The sequence below is a fragment of the Pantoea anthophila genome (assembly GCF_026104315.1).
In the GTDB taxonomy this organism is placed as follows: domain Bacteria; phylum Pseudomonadota; class Gammaproteobacteria; order Enterobacterales; family Enterobacteriaceae; genus Pantoea; species Pantoea anthophila.
On record NZ_CP110473.1, the window covers coordinates 1,219,348 to 1,235,726 of the forward strand.

The window sequence follows — 16,379 nt, forward strand, 5'->3', positions numbered from 1 at the left end:
ACTCTGAAGTGCGTCGCGTCGCGCTTTGTTATTCCGGCGTGAGAGGTCGGAGCAGCTCAGCGTTGCCTTCCCAAAAAAAAGTCGGTAAACATGATGCAACCCTGACAGCCAATCGAGGTAACCGATGAATTATCCGCCCATTGTCCTGTGGTCAGATTCATCATTTTTCAGTCCTTATGCCATGTCTGCCTATGTTGCTCTTACCGAAAAAGGGGTGCCTTTTCAGCTGAAACGCGTCGATTTATCGCAGAATCAGCAATATGCGGAGGCCTATCGGGCGCTGTCACTGACCTGCCGTGTGCCAACGCTGCAGATTGACAGCTTTCTGCTGAGCGAGTCTTCTGCCATCAGCGAATATCTGGAAGAGCGTTTTCCGGCGCCTGAATTTGAGCGGCTCTATCCCCATGACCGCGAGAAGCGTGCCCGCGCCAGAGAGCTTCAGGCCTGGCTGCGCAGTGACTTTATGTGGATCCGTCAGGAGCGCCCGACGGAAGTGCTGTTTGCCGGTGAACGTTTTGCGCCACTGACGGCGTCAGCGCAGCAGGCGGTCACTAAACTGATTGCAGCCGTTGAGCGTCTGCTGCCGGAAGGGCAGCAGAACCTGTTTGGCGAATGGTCCATCGCGGATACCGATCTGGCGGTGATGCTCAACCGGCTGGTATTGCATGGCGATCCCTTACCGACACGTTTGCAGCACTATGCTGAATTTCAATGGCAGCGAGCCTCAGTCCAGCTGTGGTTAGCAGAAAGTGGTAAAAATCGATAACTGTCAGGGCTTGCTCAGGCTGACGGAAGTGATTACCTTACGCCACATTAAAATAACAAGTGGCAAACTGCGTGCATCTGGGCACGCTAAACAGGAAAGGGTTACGGATGGTGGATCAAACTGCGGGTGACGGCATCGAGTGGGTCGATATTGTAAGCGAAGAGAATGAAGTCGTTGCTCAGGCGACACGTGCGCAGATGCGCGCTCAGTGCCTGCGTCACCGCGCCACTTATATCGTGGTTCATGACGGTATGGGCAAGATTCTGGTTCAGCGTCGCACGGAAACAAAAGATTTCATGCCGGGCAAACTCGACGCAACGGCGGGTGGCGTGGTGCAGAGCGGTGAGGATATGCTGGAGTCTGCGCGTCGCGAAGCTGAAGAGGAACTGGGCATTGCCGCCGTGCCTTTTGCTGAGCATGGCAAATTCTACTTTGAAGATCAGCACTGCCGCGTCTGGGGTGGCCTGTTCAGTTGCGTGTCCCACGGGCCTTTCGCGATGCAGGAGTCCGAAGTCGATGAGATTTTCTGGATGACGCCCGACGAGATCACCGCCCGCTGCGATGAGTTTACTGACGATTCGCTGAAAGCGCTGTCGCTGTGGATGAGTCGTAACGGCGATAGCCGCGACTGAGACGCTTCCGGCGCCTTGCCTCAACGGGCAGCGCCGAATCGCACATTTGCGGACTAAAAAAAAGGCATGCCCCGGGGCATGCCTTTTCTGTTCTCACCTGGCGCTTAGCCTTCAGCCTGCTGGGACTGAATGGCGGTCAGTGCGATGGTGTAGACGATGTCGTCGACCAGCGCGCCGCGCGACAGGTCATTGACCGGCTTACGCATCCCCTGCAGCATTGGCCCGATCGAGATCAGATCGGCGGAACGCTGAACCGCTTTGTAGGTGGTGTTACCGGTGTTGAGATCAGGGAAGATAAACACGGTGGCGCGACCCGCAACCTGTGAGTTGGGCGCTTTTGATTTTGCCACGTCTTCCATGATGGCGGCGTCATACTGCAGCGGACCATCGATCACCAGGTCGGGACGTTTTTCCTGCGCAATCCGTGTGGCTTCACGCACTTTTTCCACGTCGCTACCCGCACCGGAGGTGCCGGTGGAGTAGGAGATCATCGCCACACGCGGGTCGATACCAAAGGCTTTGGCAGAATCGGCGGACTGAATCGCGATTTCGGCCAGCTGCTCAGCGGTAGGATCCGGGTTAATCGCGCAGTCACCGTAAACCAGCACCTGCTCAGGCAGCAGCATAAAGAACACCGATGAAACCAGTGAGCTGTTCGGCGCGGTTTTGATCAGCTGCAGTGGCGGACGAATGGTGTTGGCGGTGGTATGAACCGCACCGGATACCAGACCATCCACTTCACCGCTCTCCAGCATCATGGTGCCCAGCACCACGTTATCTTCCAGCTGCTCCTGCGCGACAACTTCGGTCATACCTTTATTCTTGCGCAGCTCAACCAGGCGCGGCACATAATTTTCACGAACCTGTTCCGGGTCAACGATCTCAACCCCTTTGCCCAGCTCAACCCCCTGAGCCGCCGCAACACGCTGGATCTCATCCGGGTTGCCTAACAGCACGCAGGTGGCGATACCGCGTTCAGCACAGATAGCGGCCGCTTTAACGGTGCGCGGCTCATCGCCCTCTGGCAGAACGACGCGTTTGCCCGCTTTACGCGCCAGCTCGGTCAGCTGATAGCGGAAGGCCGGTGGCGACAGGCGACGGCTGCGTTCTGACGTGGCGGTCAGCGACTCAATCCAGTCAGCGTTGATGTAGCTGGCAACATACTCCTGCACTTTCTCAATGCGCTGGGTGTCGTCAGCCGGGACTTCAAGGTTGAAGCTCTGCAGGCTCAGGGAGGTCTGCCAGGTGTTGGTTTTCACCATAAATACCGGCAGGCCGGTCTGGAAGGCGCGGTCGCAAAGACGGGCGATGCGATCGTCAATCTCGTAGTTTCCGGTCAGCAGGATAGCGCCGATTTCGATGCCGTTCATGGCGGCCAGGCAGGCGGCGACCAGCACATCCGGGCGGTCTGCGGAGGTGACCAGCAGAGAGCCAGGACGGAAATGTTCCAGCATGTGCGGGATACTGCGGGCGCAGAAGGTTACCGATTTCACCCGGCGGGTCTGAATCTCACCTTCGTTGATGATGCGCGCACCCAGGTGGCGGCACATGTCGATCGCGCGGGTCGCAATCAGATCAAAGCTCCACGGCACGCAGCCCAGAACCGGCAGCGGGCTGTCTGAGAAGAGCTGCTTAGGATCGATATTGGCGATGCTGGCTTTCGACGAATCATCGAAGATCTCTGACAGGTCAGGGCGGGTACGTCCCTGATCGTCAACCGGCGCGTTCAGTTTATTGATGATCACGCCCGTGATGTTTTTATTCTTCTGACCGCCGAAGCTGCTCTGTGTCAGCTCAATGCGCTCTTTCAGCTGGGCCGGTGAGTCATTACCCAGCGCCATCACAAAGACGATCTCGGCATTCAGCGTTTTGGCAATTTCATAGTTCAGTGCGTTGGCGAACTGATGCTTACGGGTCGGCACCAGACCTTCAACCAGCACCACTTCCGCATCCTGCGTGTTGGCGTGATAGCGGGAAATGATCTCCTCCATCAGCACATCCTGCTGGTTCGATCCCAGCAGTGATTCCACACGTGACATCTGCAGCGGTTCGGCCGCAGGAATCGAGGAGTTCTTGCGAATGATGGTGGTGGTTTGATCCGGGGTATCGCCACCGGCACGCGGTTGCGCAATCGGCTTAAAGACGCTGAGGCGGACGCCTTTGCGCTCCATGGCGCGGATAACGCCGAGGCTGACGCTGGTCAGGCCGACGCTGGTGCCGGTCGGAATGAGCATAATTGTACGTGACACGTTTGAACCTCTCAGTAATGGCAGGGTGTCAAAAACAACTCCGTCAGCCTGAGCTGACGGAGAGAAGGGGTTATGCAGTCAGACGCGCGGCGTCCTGGGCGATGACCAGCTCTTCGTTGGTCGGAATCACCAGGGCCGGACGGGTGCCTTCTTTATTGATGTAGCCAGATTTACCGAAGCGCGCTGCAAGGTTGCGATCATGATCAACCTCAAAGCCCAGCAGCGCCAGTTTTTTCAGTGAAAGTTCACGCACCATCGCCGCGTTCTCACCGATGCCGCCAGTAAAGACCACGGCATCAAGACGACCGTCCATCAGCGCCGTGTAGCTGCCGATATATTTCGCCAGGCGGTGGCAGAACACATCCATCGCACGTTTCGCATCTTCTTTCGTCGCGTAGTTATCTTCCACGTAGCGGCAGTCGCTGGTGACTTCGGTCAGACCTAACAGGCCAGACTCTTTGGTCAGCAGTTTATTGATGGCGTCAACGCTCATGCCCAGGGTGTCGTGCAGGAAGAAAACAATCGCCGGGTCGATGTCGCCACTGCGGGTGCCCATCACCAGCCCTTCCAGTGGCGTCAGCCCCATGGAGGTATCGACGCACTCGCCATTACGGATGGCAGAGACAGAACCGCCGTTACCAAGATGGCAGGTGATGATGTTCAGTGATTCAAGCGGTTTATTGAGCATTCTGGCCGCTTCGTGTGTCACATAGAAGTGGCTGGTGCCATGCGCGCCGTAGCGACGCACGCCGTGCTCTTTATACAATTTGTAGGGCAGGGCGTAGAGGTAAGACTCTTCCGGCATTGTCTGATGGAAAGCGGTGTCGAATACGGCGACATTCTTATCTGACAGGTGCGGGAAGTTCTTCATCGCTTCATCAATCCCGATCAGATGAGCCGGGTTATGCAGCGGGGCAAAGGAGGAGGCGTCTTTGATGCCCTGAATCACTTCTTCAGAGATGATAACGGACTGAGTCAGCTTTTCGCCGCCATGAACAATACGATGACCGATTGCAGCAATTTGTGCCGAAAGCTCTGGTTTTTGTGCCAGAATGGATTTAACGATGAAGTTCAGCGCTTCGCTATGCGCTGCACCGGCACCGAGAGGCGCTTCCTGTTTTTCGCCGTCCAGTTTCCATTTAATGCGTGCTTCTGGAAGGTGGAAACATTCTGCCAGGCCCGACAGGAACTCTTCGCCGCTGGCAGGGTTGAGGATGGCAAACTTAAGGGAAGAGCTGCCACAGTTCAGAACCAGAACTAACTTACTCGACATGGAAGTACCTATTTTTTGAGAGTGGCTAAATAAAACGCAATCAGACTAACAGCGTAGCCCATGAAAGCTGGTAGATTAATGACAAACATCATGCGGTAGACAGAAATCTGCATTTCCGCAAAAAATTTCGGTAATCTTACGCAAAAATTTGAAGATCGCCTTGTCGAAACATGGCTCAAGCCTCTTCCCAACGGCATCCCGCGCCCGGAAAGGTGTTGAAACGGCGTCAGAATAGCTGGAGTCATCTTTAAAGACAAAAAAAATTGAAGGATGTCACGTAAAGTTGTGTGGTTATAACTTTTTTTTAATGCTTGCAGGATTAGTTGAGGTGAGCCATGGCGAATGAATCTGGCAGTACCAATTGGTTTCAGATGTTTCAGCGCGGTCAGCACTACATGAAGACCTGGCCTGCTGATAAGCGCCTGGCCCCCGTGTTTCCGGAAAACCGTGTTTCATCCGTGACGCGCTTTGCCATTCGCTTTATGCCTCCCCTGGCGATTTTTACCCTGACCTGGCAGATCGCGATGGGTGGCCAGCTTGGCCCGGCCGTGGCGACGGCGCTGTTTGCCTGCAGCCTGCCGATGCAGGGGTTATGGTGGCTCGGTAAGCGTTCTGTTACGCCGCTGCCGCCGACGCTGCTGAGCTGGTTTCATGAAGTTCGCGCCCGACTGGAAGAGGCGGGGCAGGCTATCGCGCCGGTAGAAGGCAAACCGACCTATCAGGCGCTGGCCGACCTGCTGAAACGCGCGTTTAAACAGCTTGACCGCACGTTCCTCGACGATCTCTGATCCTCTTCAGGCGGGCGGTAATTTAATTACCGCTAACCCGCAACCAAATCAAAGAAAGGCGATACGGCGATTTCCGTATCGCTAACGCTATGTAATCATTTCCTCCTTGTCGATTAACTGAGCGGTCGCCGACCGGGAGCGAATGATGGAAATGACCCATGCACAGCGTTTAATTCTTACCAACCAGTACAAAATCATGGCGATGCTGGAGCCGGAAAATGCTGAACGTTTTCGCCGTTACCAGACCATCGTTGAGCGCGGTTATGCACTGCAGATGCGGGAGCTGGATAAAGAGTTCGGCGAACTCAGCGAAGCAACCTGCCGGACGGTGATCGACATTATGGAAATGCATCACGCGCTGCACGTCTCCTGGTCAAACCTGAAAGAGAAAAATCAGACGGATGAGCGCCGTCTCGCTTTTCTCGGTTTTGATGCCGCGACAGAAGCCCGCCTGCTGGGATATGTGCGCTTCATGGTCAACACGGAAGGGCGCTACACCCACTTCGATTCCGGCACCCATGGCTTTAACGCGCAGACCCCGATGTGGGAAAAGTATCAACGCATGCTGGCTTTATGGCAGACTTGTCCGCGCCAGTACCATTTGAGTGCCAACGAGATTGCACAGGTTATTAATGCATGATGAGGAGAAGCGCGTGACCTACAGAGGTTTTCTTTTTGATTTGGACGGCACGCTGGTCGATTCGCTGCCCGCCGTAGAACGCGCCTGGAGCCAGTGGGGTGCGCGTCATGGTATTGCTGCCGATAAGATCCTCGATTTCATTCATGGCAAACAGGCCATTACTTCTCTGCGTCATTTTATGGCAGGCCAGCCGGAAGAGGCGATTCAGGCGGAGTTTGTGGCGCTGGAGCAGGCGGAAGCGGCGGACACCGATGGCGTGCAGGCGCTGCCGGGTGCCAGAGCGCTGCTGGAAAGGCTGAACGCGCTGCAGATCCCCTGGGCCATTGTCACCTCCGGTTCGGTGCCGGTTGCGCATGCCCGACATAAAGCCGCAGGCTTGCCGAAACCTGCGGTGTTTATTACTGCGGAGCAGGTGGCAAAAGGTAAACCGGAACCCGATCCCTATCTGCTCGGGGCGGAGAAACTGGGCTTAGACGCCGCAGCCTGTGTGGTGGCAGAGGATGCCCCCGCCGGCATCGTATCCGGACTGAACGCAGGCTGCGCGGTGATCGCCATCAATGCTCCGGCGGACACCCCCCGGCTGGATGAGGTGGCGCTTCGCCTCAGCTCACTGGCATCACTGGTCGTGACCCGTGAATCTGACGGCAGTTTTACCTTCAGCCAGCAGGCGTAAGGAAGGGGCCGGCGGTCACGCCGCCGGGCTCAGAGTGGCGTATCCTGCGAGATTTCATCCAGCGACAGGCTGAAGCTCGGAATAAAGACCTCAACGAAATAATCCATCTCAGGCGAACGCCGTTGCGTCAGCGTTGTCTCCAGTCGCGCTTTCGCCAGTAAAAACTCATTGTTCCCGGCAGAGAGTTCCTCAAGACACTTAACATAAGCGCAGAGCGCATCGGCCTGCTTGACGACGGCCTGCTCCTCTTCACTGTGCAGGTGCTCATCGATTAACGGGCGATAGATCGCCTGAAACTCTTCCGGCAACATCTCAATCAGCTTCTGCTGCGCAATTTTCTCAATTTTTTTATATTCGTGCGCGATCTGCGCGTTGTAATACTTGACCGGTGTGGGCAGGTCGCCGGTCAGCACTTCGCTGGCATCATGATAGAGCGCCAGCATGGCGATGCGATCGGCATTCAGCGATCCGCCGAACTTAAGGTTTTTGATCACGGCCAGGGCGTGCGCCACCATGGCAACCTGCAGGCTGTGTTCAGACACGTTTTCGGTGCGCACGTTGCGCATCAGCGGCCAGCGGTTGATCAGCTTGAGACGGGAGAGATGGGCGAAGAAGTGACTTTGAGTCATGCGCGTTCCTGTTAGCCGGCAGGGGAGAGACAGGCTCTCCCCAAATAGCTTCAGTATACGCGGGCGGGATTACTGACGATAGCCTTGCAGGAAACGGCCAAATTTATTGATGGCCATTTCCAGATCGTCCACGCGCGGCAGCGTGACGATGCGCAGGTGGTCGGGCGAGGGCCAGTTAAATGCGCTGCCCTGAACCAGCAGGACTTTCTCCTGCAGCAGGAAATCCAGCACCATCTTCTGATCGTCGAAGATGTTGAATTTTTTAGCATCGATTTTCGGAAACATATAGAGCGCGCCCTGTGGCTTCACACAGCTGACGCCCGGAATATCGTTAATCAGTTCCCAAGCGCGCTGACGCTGCTCGTAGAGACGTCCGCCAGGCATGATAAATTCGCTGATGCTCTGGTAACCGCCCAGTGCCGTCTGAATCGCATGCTGGGCCGGCACGTTAGCACAGAGACGCATAGACGCGAGCATCTCAAGCCCTTCGATGTAGCCTTTAGCATGTTTCTTCGGCCCGTTCAGCACCATCCAGCCCTGACGGAAACCGGCTACGCGATAGGTTTTGGAGAGGCCGTTAAAGGTCACGGTCAGCAGATCCGGTGCCAGCGCGGCGATGCTGTGATGCTGTGCCTCATCATAGAGGATCTTGTCGTAGATCTCGTCGGCAAAAATGATCAGGTTATGCTGACGGGCAATCTCAACCACTTCCAGCAGCAGCTCTTTGCTGTAGACCGCGCCGGTCGGGTTATTCGGGTTGATAATGACGATGCCGCGGGTGCGGGGCGTAATCTTGCTGCGGATGTCATCCAGGTCGGGGAACCAGCCTGCGGACTCATCACAAAGATAGTGCACCGCTTTCCCGCTGGAGAGGGAGACGGCCGCCGTCCATAACGGATAGTCGGGAGCCGGAACCAGCATTTCGTCACCGCTGTTCAGTAACGCCTGCATCGCCTGCACGATCAGTTCTGACACACCGTTACCAATGTAGATATCTTCTACCGTGACGTCGCGCATGTCGCGCGCCTGGTAGTGCTGCATGATCGCTTTACGGGCAGAGTAGAGGCCCTTAGAGTCGCAATAGCCCTGGGCGCTGGGAAGATTACGAATCACATCGACCAGAATCTCGTCCGGCGCTTCAAAGCCGAAAGGCGCCGGGTTGCCGATGTTTAGCTTAAGAACTTTGTTACCTTCTTCTTCGAGGCGTTTTGCCTCTTTCAGTACCGGACCACGGATGTCGTAACAGACATTGTCGAGTTTACCGGATTTATCAATTTGAAAAGTCATTGTTACCGCCTTAATGGGCAGAATCCTTTTGGCTGCCACAGAAATCAAACCAGCACAATGTACTCTCCTCAGGATAACAAAAGAAGGGTGCCGTCCGGTTTTGGCGGGTTCAACACCTTTTTGCCCGGCGCATAGCGTAAAAATTATTTACCACGGCTTTAGCTGGTCAATAAAACCATAAATAAGGGTAAGGTCAGGTTTTTAATCTGATGAATGGCGTGGCAGGGGCGGGGCTGCGGTGCGTGTTTTCTCAAAGCGGACCGTAAATAATCTGAAGCGGTCATTTTTCCGCCGCGGAAATATACCCCAGGAGAAATAGTTAAAGGATATTTTATGAATGCTCATTTTGTGGACGATTTTGCGGCCTCGTTAATACTTACGCCTTAACGCTGCTTAAGAGTATCCGGTTTAAGGTGTTGTGATCGCCGGAAAAGGTCCAAAAGCAGAGGGTAAAAGAGGCATCAGATTGAACTATTGTGGGCAGCAGTTAACAGTTTCTCACTAAATTTCAGAGCGATGAAGGCTTAAAAAGTGATCAATAATGTGGCATAAGGGTCTGGAAATGCCTTTGCCGCAAAATTTACAGCGCTTTTCACAAAATCATTTCCATTTTGAAGTCAAAAATGATTAAGTATAATTTATTATTTAATGCACTTTACCGCTTTGTCCCGCCAGCCCGTAAAGTGTGAATTTCGTCCTGTCCGGTTCTTTTCGGCAGGATCACGATTATGACGCAGCTTCCTGCATTCGCGCCCCCCGCGCTTTCGGTTCAGACGTGGTCTTTTTCACGACAGCGTATGACCCATCAGGTGAGTGAGCCGTGCGGAATCCGCACAAGAGATTTTTTGTGCCAGTCTTCACACAGGACTGTCATTAAGCACCATTACTGCTTATCACTTTGATAAGCTTGTAATAACACCAGGGTAGTAGTTCGTAAAATCTTATAAGTGAAGAAAAAAACATGACTAATGCAAATCGTCCGATACTGAATCTCGACCTCGATCTGCTGAGAACTTTCGTTGCCGTTGCGGATTTGAATACCTTTGCAGCCGCCGCTGCAGCGGTCTGCAGAACCCAGTCAGCAGTCAGTCAGCAGATGCAACGTCTGGAACAATTGGTAGGTAAAGAGCTGTTTGCCAGACATGGACGTAACAAACTGTTAACAGAGCATGGAATTCAGCTTCTGGGCTATGCCAGAAAAATTCTGCGTTTTAATGACGAAGCCTGCACCTCACTGATGTACAGCAACATTCAGGGCGTACTGACTATCGGTGCCTCTGATGACACCTCAGACACGATCCTGCCATTCCTGCTGAACCGTGTGACCTCGGTGTATCCGAAGCTGGCTATCGATGTGCGGGTTAAACGTAATCCTTTCATGATGGAAATGCTCAACCAGGGTGAAGTGGACCTGGTTGTGACGACCTCCAGCCCGGGTAATTTCACCTATCAGGTGCTGCGTACATCACCGACTTTATGGTACTGCGCTGCGGATTATATCTTCCAGCGTGGTGAAGCCATTCCACTGGTTCTGCTGGATGAGCCAAGTCCTTATCGTGATATGGCCATCGACCATCTTAACGAAGCCGGTATTCCGTGGCGGATCTCCTACGTCGCTTCAACCCTGGCTGCCGTACGCGCCGCGGTAAAAGCGGGTCTGGGTGTGACAGCCCGTCCGGTTGAGATGATGAGTCCGGAACTGCGTGTGATGGGTGCGGCGGAAGGGCTGCCGGTGCTGCCGGATACGCAATACCTGCTGTGCCGCAATCCGGATAGCGATAATGAACTGGCACTAGCGATCTTCAATGCCATGCAGTCCACCAACGATCCTTACAATCTGAGCAATAATCCCGACGGTGCATTGTTGCTGGATGACGAAGAGTAGTTTCGCTTACGTATTGCACTCCATGCCAGCGTGACTGTCTTAATAAACGCTTATAAATCGCCTCTCGCTTTCCGAACCGGACGAGAGGCTTTTTTTTGTCTGATGCACCTCAGACGCCCCTCCGCACACGTCCTGTCCCGCTGATTCACGTCCTTTTCGGTCTCACACCGCTCTCTACTGAAACCTGCCAGTCATAAACCCGCTATTTTGTTCCATGATGTCTCATATGAGGTGGATAAAATTGCGGCAAAAAGGGCAAAACTGTGTTCCTGATCAAGAAAATACCCCTGGTAAGGGGAAGGAAAACAGCGTGAGACCTGTCAAAATATGATTGTTAAATGCACGATCCATGCGTGTGAATACCCGCTACACTAAAATTAACCCTACAGACTGAAGCGATTTAGCTGGAAAGCGGGGCATCATTTGTTAATAATATGATGCAGGTGTGAAATAATGTTTGGATACTTTTGTCAAAGTTGACAAAAGGTTATAGAAAGGAGTAAAAAACCCCATAAAATTGCTGCTTATTGACAAATGACAGCGACGTTTAAAAGGTTTTTACCCTTCCCTTGAATCGATGTGGTCAGTTTGCTGCGGGAAACGCGTGCAGGATGCCAGCGCCACTTTTGATGAGTAAGCAATGAGTATGTCAACTACCACCGAAATCATCGCTCAGCACTGGGCGTTTATCGTATTTATCGTTATTGCCTTTGGCCTGTGTGCTTTCATGCTGACCGGAGGATGGCTGCTCGGCGGCAAAGCACGTGCCCGCTACAAAGACACGCCATTCGAATCGGGCATCGAATCCGTTGGTGATACCCATATCCGCCTCTCGGCGAAATTTTATCTGGTTGCGATGTTTTTCGTCATTTTCGACGTCGAAGCCCTCTTTTTATACGCATGGGCGACCTCAATCCGTGAAAGCGGATGGATCGGCTTTGCGGAAGCCGCAATTTTCATTTTGGTGCTCCTGGCGGGGCTGGTCTATCTGGTGCGCATCGGCGCGCTGGACTGGGCGCCTGCCCGCCGTCGCGTAGTGGTGAAAACCACTACGGTCAGCCACACCAAACCTCACAAGCAGTAAAAGAGAGGCAATAAGATGGACTATACGCTCACCCGCATAGACCCGAACGGTGGTGAGAACGACCGTTATCCTCTGCAAAAGCAGGAAATCGTCAGCGATCCGCTGGAGCAGCACGTTCATCGCAGCGTCTATATGGGCAAACTCGAAAATGCCCTGCATGACATGGTGAACTGGGGACGTAAAAATTCCCTCTGGCCCTACAACTTTGGTCTCTCCTGCTGTTATGTAGAGATGACAACGTCGTTCACGGCCGTGCACGATGTGGCCCGTTTCGGCGCGGAGGTTATGCGTGCCTCGCCACGTCAGGCTGACTTCATGGTCATTGCCGGTACCCCCTTCACCAAAATGGCCCCGGTCATTCAGCGTTTGTACGATCAGATGCTGGAGCCAAAATGGGTCATTTCCATGGGTGCCTGCGCCAACTCAGGCGGCATGTATGACATCTATTCTGTTGTGCAGGGCGTGGATAAATTCCTGCCGGTTGATGTGTACATTCCTGGCTGCCCGCCTCGTCCTGAAGCCTATATGCAGGCACTGCTTCTGCTGCAGGAGTCGATCGGTAAAGAGCGCCGTCCTCTCTCATGGGTTGTCGGCGATCAGGGCGTTTATCGCGCCAACATGCAATCCGAGCGGGAAAGAAAGCGCGGCGAGCGCATCGCCGTCACTAACCTGCGCAGCCCGGACGAAGTCTAAAACCGTACGGATGGAAAATCGCGCCTGCAGCAGAACATCACAATTTAATGCATGGCCCCATCCTGACGCCTTCATTTGAGTGCCTGAGATCAGGCCGGAATGGTGAGTAACGTATGACAGATTTGACCACGCAAGATCTCGCTCAGCCGCTATGGCAAACCCGTGATCACCTGGACGATCCGGTGATCGGCGAGTTGCGTAACCGTTTTGGGCCGGACGCCTTCACTGTTCAGCCTACCCGTACCGGTATCCCGGTTGTCTGGGTAAAGCGTGAACAGATACTGGAAATTACCGAGTTCCTGCGTAAATTGCCGAAGCCTTACGTCATGCTGTATGACCTGCATGGTGTGGATGAGCGTTTACGTACCCACCGTGCAGGCCTGCCTGCTGCGGATTTCTCCGTTTTCTACCACCTGCTGTCGATTGAACGCAATCGTGACATCATGCTCAAGGTGGCCTTATCTGAAAACGATATGCATCTGCCGACGCTTACCCGGCTTTTCCCGAATGCCAACTGGTATGAGCGTGAAACCTGGGAGATGTTTGGCGTCACCTTTGATGGGCACCCGCATCTGACGCGCATCATGATGCCCCCCACGTGGGAAGGCCATCCGCTGCGCAAAGATTATCCGGCGCGCGCCACGGAGTTCGATCCTTTCACGCTGACGAAGCAGAAAGAAGATTTAGAGATGGAGGCGCTGACCTTTAAGCCTGAAGACTGGGGCATGAAGCGCAGCACAACCAACGAAGATTTTATGTTCCTCAACCTTGGGCCTAACCACCCGTCAGCGCACGGTGCGTTCCGCATCATCCTGCAGCTGGATGGCGAGGAGATTGTCGACTGCGTACCGGACATCGGCTATCACCATCGTGGTGCCGAAAAGATGGGCGAGCGTCAGTCCTGGCACAGCTACATTCCCTACACTGACCGTATCGAATACCTGGGCGGCTGCGTCAATGAAATGCCATATGTGCTGGCCGTTGAGAAACTGGCCGGGATCGTGGTGCCCGATCGCGTAAACGTGATCCGCGTGATGCTCTCTGAGCTGTTCCGCATCAACAGTCATCTTCTCTATATCTCGACCTTTATTCAGGACGTCGGTGCAATGACACCGGTGTTCTTCGCCTTTACCGATCGCCAGAAAATTTATGACGTGGTTGAAGCCATTACCGGCTTCCGTATGCACCCGGCCTGGTTCCGCATCGGCGGGGTGGCCCACGATCTGCCGCGCGGCTGGGAACGTCTGCTGCGTGACTTCCTGGACTGGATGCCGAAGCGCCTGAAGGAGTATGACAAAGCCGCACTGCGCAACAGCGTGCTGGTTGGCCGTTCCAAAGGCGTGGCCGCTTATAACATGGAAGAGGCGCTGGCGTGGGGCACCACCGGTGCCGGTCTGCGTGCCACCGGTCTCGACTTTGATGTACGCAAATGGCGTCCTTACTCTGGCTACGAAAACTTCGATTTTGAGATCCCGGTCGGCTCCGGCGTCAGCGATGCTTACAGCCGTGTCCAGCTGAAGATGGAAGAGATGTGGCAGTCGCTGCGCATCCTTGAGCAGTGCCTCAACAACATGCCAGAGGGACCGTTCAAAGCGGATCACCCGCTGACCACGCCGCCACCGAAAGAGCGCACGCTGCAGCACATCGAAACGCTGATCACACACTTCCTGCAGGTGTCGTGGGGGCCGGTGATGCCAGCCAATGAATCTTTCCAGATGATTGAAGCGACGAAAGGGATCAACAGCTACTACCTGACCAGCGACGGCAGCACCATGAGCTACCGCACCCGTGTGCGTACGCCGAGCTTCCCGCATCTGCAGCAGATTCCTTCGGTAATCCGTGGCAGCCTGGTATCCGACCTGATCGTTTACCTGGGCAGTATCGATTTTGTTATGTCAGACGTGGACCGCTAATTATGCACGATCAACACATTGCCATTAAAACGATCGACCCTGATGAGGTCTTCGTGCTGAGCGCGGAAGAGCATCACGCCATTGAGCACGAAAAACACCACTATGAAGATGCGCGTGCAGCCTCCATTGAAGCGCTGAAGATCGTGCAGAAACAGCGTGGCTGGGTACCGGATGGTGCCATCAACGCAATTGCCGACGTCCTCGGGATTCCGGCGAGTGATGTTGAGGGGGTGGCGACATTCTACAGCCAGATCTTCCGTCAGCCGGTGGGTCGTCATGTGATCCGTTACTGCGACAGCGTGGTCTGTCACATCACCGGCTATCAGGGCATCCAGGCCGCACTGGAGCAGCAGCTGAATATCAAACCGGGTCAGACCACGGCTGATGGCCGCTTTACGCTACTGCCGACCTGCTGCCTGGGGAACTGCGATAAAGGGCCGACCATGATGGTGGACGAAGATACCCATGTTCATCTGACGCCGGAAGGCATTCCCTCTTTGCTGGAGCAGTATCAATGACAATCAAACAGATCATTCGTACTGCTGAAACTCACCCGCTGACCTGGCGGATGCGCGACGACAGGCAGCCGGTCTGGCTGGACGAATACCGCAGTAAAAACGGCTATGCCGGTGCGGAAAAAGCGCTGAAAACCATGTCGCAGGATGAGATCGTCGCGGCAGTCAAAGATTCCGGCCTGAAAGGGCGCGGCGGTGCAGGCTTCTCGACCGGGCTGAAGTGGAGCCTGATGCCGAAAGATGAGTCGATGAACATCCGTTACCTGCTGTGTAACGCCGATGAGATGGAGCCGGGCACCTATAAAGACCGCCTGCTGATGGAGCAGATGCCGCACCAGCTGGTCGAGGGGATGCTGATCAGCGCCTTCGCTCTCAAGGCTTACCGTGGCTATATCTTCCTGCGTGGTGAATATATTGAAGCAGCGGTGCATCTGCGCCGCGCGATTGCCGAAGCGACCGAAGCGGGCTTTCTCGGCAAAAATATTCTTGGCACCGGCTTCGACTTTGAGCTGATCGTCCACACCGGCGCAGGACGTTATATCTGCGGCGAAGAGACGGCGCTGATTAACTCCCTGGAAGGCCGCCGTGCTAACCCGCGTTCCAAACCGCCATTCCCGGCGAGTGCCGGTGCGTGGGGCAAGCCGACCTGCGTGAACAACGTGGAAACCCTCTCTAACGTCCCGGCGATCCTGGCCAACGGCGTGGAGTGGTACAAGAGCATCTCAAAGAGTGAAGATGCCGGTACCAAAATGATGGGCTTCTCCGGGCGGGTTAAAAATCCTGGCGTCTGGGAACTGCCATTTGGCATTACCGCGCGTGAAATCCTTGAAGATTACGCGGGCGGCATGCGCGACGGACTGAAGTTCAAAGCCTGGCAGCCCGGTGGCGCAGGCACCGACTTCCTGACAGACCAGCATCTGGATCTGCCGATGGAATTTGCCAGCATCGGTAAAGCAGGCAGCCGACTGGGCACCGCCCTGGCGATGGCCGTCGACCATGAAATCAATATGGTCTCGCTGGTTCGCAACCTGGAAGAGTTCTTTGCCCGTGAGTCGTGCGGCTGGTGTACGCCGTGCCGTGACGGTCTGCCGTGGAGCGTAAAAATTCTGCGCGCGCTGGAGCAGAAGCAGGGGCAGCCAGGGGATATCGAAACCCTGCTGCAACTCTGCCGTCAGCTCGGTCCGGGTAAAACCTTCTGTGCGCATGCCCCGGGTGCGGTCGAGCCGCTGCAGAGTGCGATTAAATATTTCCGTGAAGAGTTTGAAGCCGGCATGGCGCCGCAGGTCTTTGGCAATACCCGCTCCATTGGCGGGATCCAGCCAAACCTGCTGAAAGCGCGCTGGTAATTCGCC

General features: G+C 54.8%; 15 protein-coding genes. 11 read left to right on the forward strand and 4 right to left on the reverse strand.

Translation table 11 applies throughout. The features are described from left to right. Positions 1-124: 124 nt before the first annotated feature. Positions 125-766, forward strand: a complete 642-nt coding sequence (yfcF, locus tag OJ965_RS08355) for a glutathione transferase (RefSeq protein WP_009088994.1) — start codon at positions 125-127, stop codon at positions 764-766. A gap of 107 nt (positions 767-873) precedes the next feature. Further along, complete coding sequence (gene yfcD / locus OJ965_RS08360) at positions 874-1,398, forward strand: NUDIX hydrolase YfcD (protein ID WP_009088996.1); 525 nt, start codon at positions 874-876, stop codon at positions 1,396-1,398. Positions 1,399-1,502: 104 nt separating this feature from the next. Here yfcD and pta read toward each other — a convergent pair whose 3' ends face one another. Both pta and ackA read right to left on the reverse strand, forming a co-directional pair. Beyond that, the gene (gene pta, locus OJ965_RS08365; protein WP_009088998.1) at positions 1,503-3,647 is read right to left on the reverse strand and encodes a phosphate acetyltransferase; all 2,145 of its coding nucleotides are present in this window, start codon (positions 3,645-3,647) and stop codon (positions 1,503-1,505) included. 70 nt (positions 3,648-3,717) lie between these two features. Then, the gene (ackA, locus tag OJ965_RS08370; RefSeq protein WP_058956882.1) at positions 3,718-4,920 is read right to left on the reverse strand and encodes an acetate kinase; all 1,203 of its coding nucleotides are present in this window, start codon (positions 4,918-4,920) and stop codon (positions 3,718-3,720) included. Between the two features lie 335 nt (positions 4,921-5,255). On the opposite strand from ackA, the gene yfbV reads away from it, so the two are divergent. The 3 genes from yfbV to OJ965_RS08385 all read left to right on the forward strand — a co-directional run bounded on the left by yfbV (position 5,256) and on the right by OJ965_RS08385 (position 7,021). Continuing rightward, positions 5,256-5,708, forward strand: a complete 453-nt coding sequence (yfbV, locus tag OJ965_RS08375) for a terminus macrodomain insulation protein YfbV (RefSeq protein WP_009089002.1) — start codon at positions 5,256-5,258, stop codon at positions 5,706-5,708. A gap of 145 nt (positions 5,709-5,853) precedes the next feature. Continuing rightward, positions 5,854-6,348, forward strand: a complete 495-nt coding sequence (locus tag OJ965_RS08380; protein WP_058956883.1) for a YfbU family protein — start codon at positions 5,854-5,856, stop codon at positions 6,346-6,348. A gap of 13 nt (positions 6,349-6,361) precedes the next feature. After that, entirely contained in the window at positions 6,362-7,021 is a 660-nt protein-coding gene (locus OJ965_RS08385; protein ID WP_265138787.1) for a sugar phosphatase, read from the forward strand. A gap of 29 nt (positions 7,022-7,050) precedes the next feature. Here OJ965_RS08385 and yfbR read toward each other — a convergent pair whose 3' ends face one another. Together yfbR and OJ965_RS08395 are read right to left on the reverse strand one after the other, a co-directional pair. Beyond that, entirely contained in the window at positions 7,051-7,650 is a 600-nt protein-coding gene (gene yfbR, locus OJ965_RS08390; protein WP_265138788.1) for a 5'-deoxynucleotidase, read from the reverse strand. A 69-nt stretch (positions 7,651-7,719) separates the two neighbouring features. After that, positions 7,720-8,937, reverse strand: coding sequence for a pyridoxal phosphate-dependent aminotransferase (locus tag OJ965_RS08395; RefSeq protein ID WP_009089010.1), 1,218 nt, complete (start codon positions 8,935-8,937; stop codon positions 7,720-7,722). Between the two features lie 961 nt (positions 8,938-9,898). Here OJ965_RS08395 and lrhA point away from each other — a divergent pair. From lrhA to nuoF, 6 genes are all read left to right on the forward strand, one after another. Next, a complete protein-coding gene (gene lrhA, locus OJ965_RS08400) occupies positions 9,899-10,822 on the forward strand; it encodes a transcriptional regulator LrhA (RefSeq protein WP_003854247.1) in 924 nt (307 codons plus the stop codon). 640 nt (positions 10,823-11,462) lie between these two features. Beyond that, positions 11,463-11,906 (forward strand): NADH-quinone oxidoreductase subunit A, encoded by a 444-nt coding sequence (locus tag OJ965_RS08405; RefSeq protein ID WP_071987796.1) that lies wholly within the window; start codon positions 11,463-11,465, stop codon positions 11,904-11,906. Between the two features lie 15 nt (positions 11,907-11,921). Next, a complete protein-coding gene (locus tag OJ965_RS08410) occupies positions 11,922-12,599 on the forward strand; it encodes a NuoB/complex I 20 kDa subunit family protein (RefSeq protein ID WP_009089012.1) in 678 nt (225 codons plus the stop codon). A 113-nt stretch (positions 12,600-12,712) separates the two neighbouring features. Beyond that, positions 12,713-14,512 (forward strand): NADH-quinone oxidoreductase subunit C/D, encoded by a 1,800-nt coding sequence (gene nuoC / locus OJ965_RS08415; RefSeq protein ID WP_009089013.1) that lies wholly within the window; start codon positions 12,713-12,715, stop codon positions 14,510-14,512. 2 nt (positions 14,513-14,514) lie between these two features. After that, complete coding sequence (gene nuoE, locus OJ965_RS08420) at positions 14,515-15,030, forward strand: NADH-quinone oxidoreductase subunit NuoE (RefSeq protein ID WP_009089015.1); 516 nt, start codon at positions 14,515-14,517, stop codon at positions 15,028-15,030. Positions 15,031-15,032: 2 nt separating this feature from the next. Next, a complete protein-coding gene (gene nuoF / locus OJ965_RS08425) occupies positions 15,033-16,373 on the forward strand; it encodes an NADH-quinone oxidoreductase subunit NuoF (protein WP_186806369.1) in 1,341 nt (446 codons plus the stop codon). The last annotated feature ends 6 nt before the right edge of the window (positions 16,374-16,379 follow it).

What these genes read in the sequence shown, in the direction of transcription:
- yfcF (WP_009088994.1), top strand. Translation starts at nt 125, where the DNA reads ATGAATTATCCGCCCATTGTCCTGTGGTCAGATTCATCATTTTTCAGT.
- yfcD (WP_009088996.1), top strand. Translation starts at nt 874, where the DNA reads ATGGTGGATCAAACTGCGGGTGACGGCATCGAGTGGGTCGATATTGTA.
- ackA (WP_058956882.1), bottom strand. Translation starts at nt 4,920, where the DNA reads ATGTCGAGTAAGTTAGTTCTGGTTCTGAACTGTGGCAGCTCTTCCCTT.
- yfbV (WP_009089002.1), top strand. Translation starts at nt 5,256, where the DNA reads ATGGCGAATGAATCTGGCAGTACCAATTGGTTTCAGATGTTTCAGCGC.
- OJ965_RS08380 (WP_058956883.1), top strand. Translation starts at nt 5,854, where the DNA reads ATGGAAATGACCCATGCACAGCGTTTAATTCTTACCAACCAGTACAAA.
- yfbR (WP_265138788.1), bottom strand. Translation starts at nt 7,650, where the DNA reads ATGACTCAAAGTCACTTCTTCGCCCATCTCTCCCGTCTCAAGCTGATC.
- OJ965_RS08395 (WP_009089010.1), bottom strand. Translation starts at nt 8,937, where the DNA reads ATGACTTTTCAAATTGATAAATCCGGTAAACTCGACAATGTCTGTTAC.
- lrhA (WP_003854247.1), top strand. Translation starts at nt 9,899, where the DNA reads ATGACTAATGCAAATCGTCCGATACTGAATCTCGACCTCGATCTGCTG.
- OJ965_RS08405 (WP_071987796.1), top strand. Translation starts at nt 11,463, where the DNA reads ATGAGTATGTCAACTACCACCGAAATCATCGCTCAGCACTGGGCGTTT.
- OJ965_RS08410 (WP_009089012.1), top strand. Translation starts at nt 11,922, where the DNA reads ATGGACTATACGCTCACCCGCATAGACCCGAACGGTGGTGAGAACGAC.
- nuoC (WP_009089013.1), top strand. Translation starts at nt 12,713, where the DNA reads ATGACAGATTTGACCACGCAAGATCTCGCTCAGCCGCTATGGCAAACC.
- nuoE (WP_009089015.1), top strand. Translation starts at nt 14,515, where the DNA reads ATGCACGATCAACACATTGCCATTAAAACGATCGACCCTGATGAGGTC.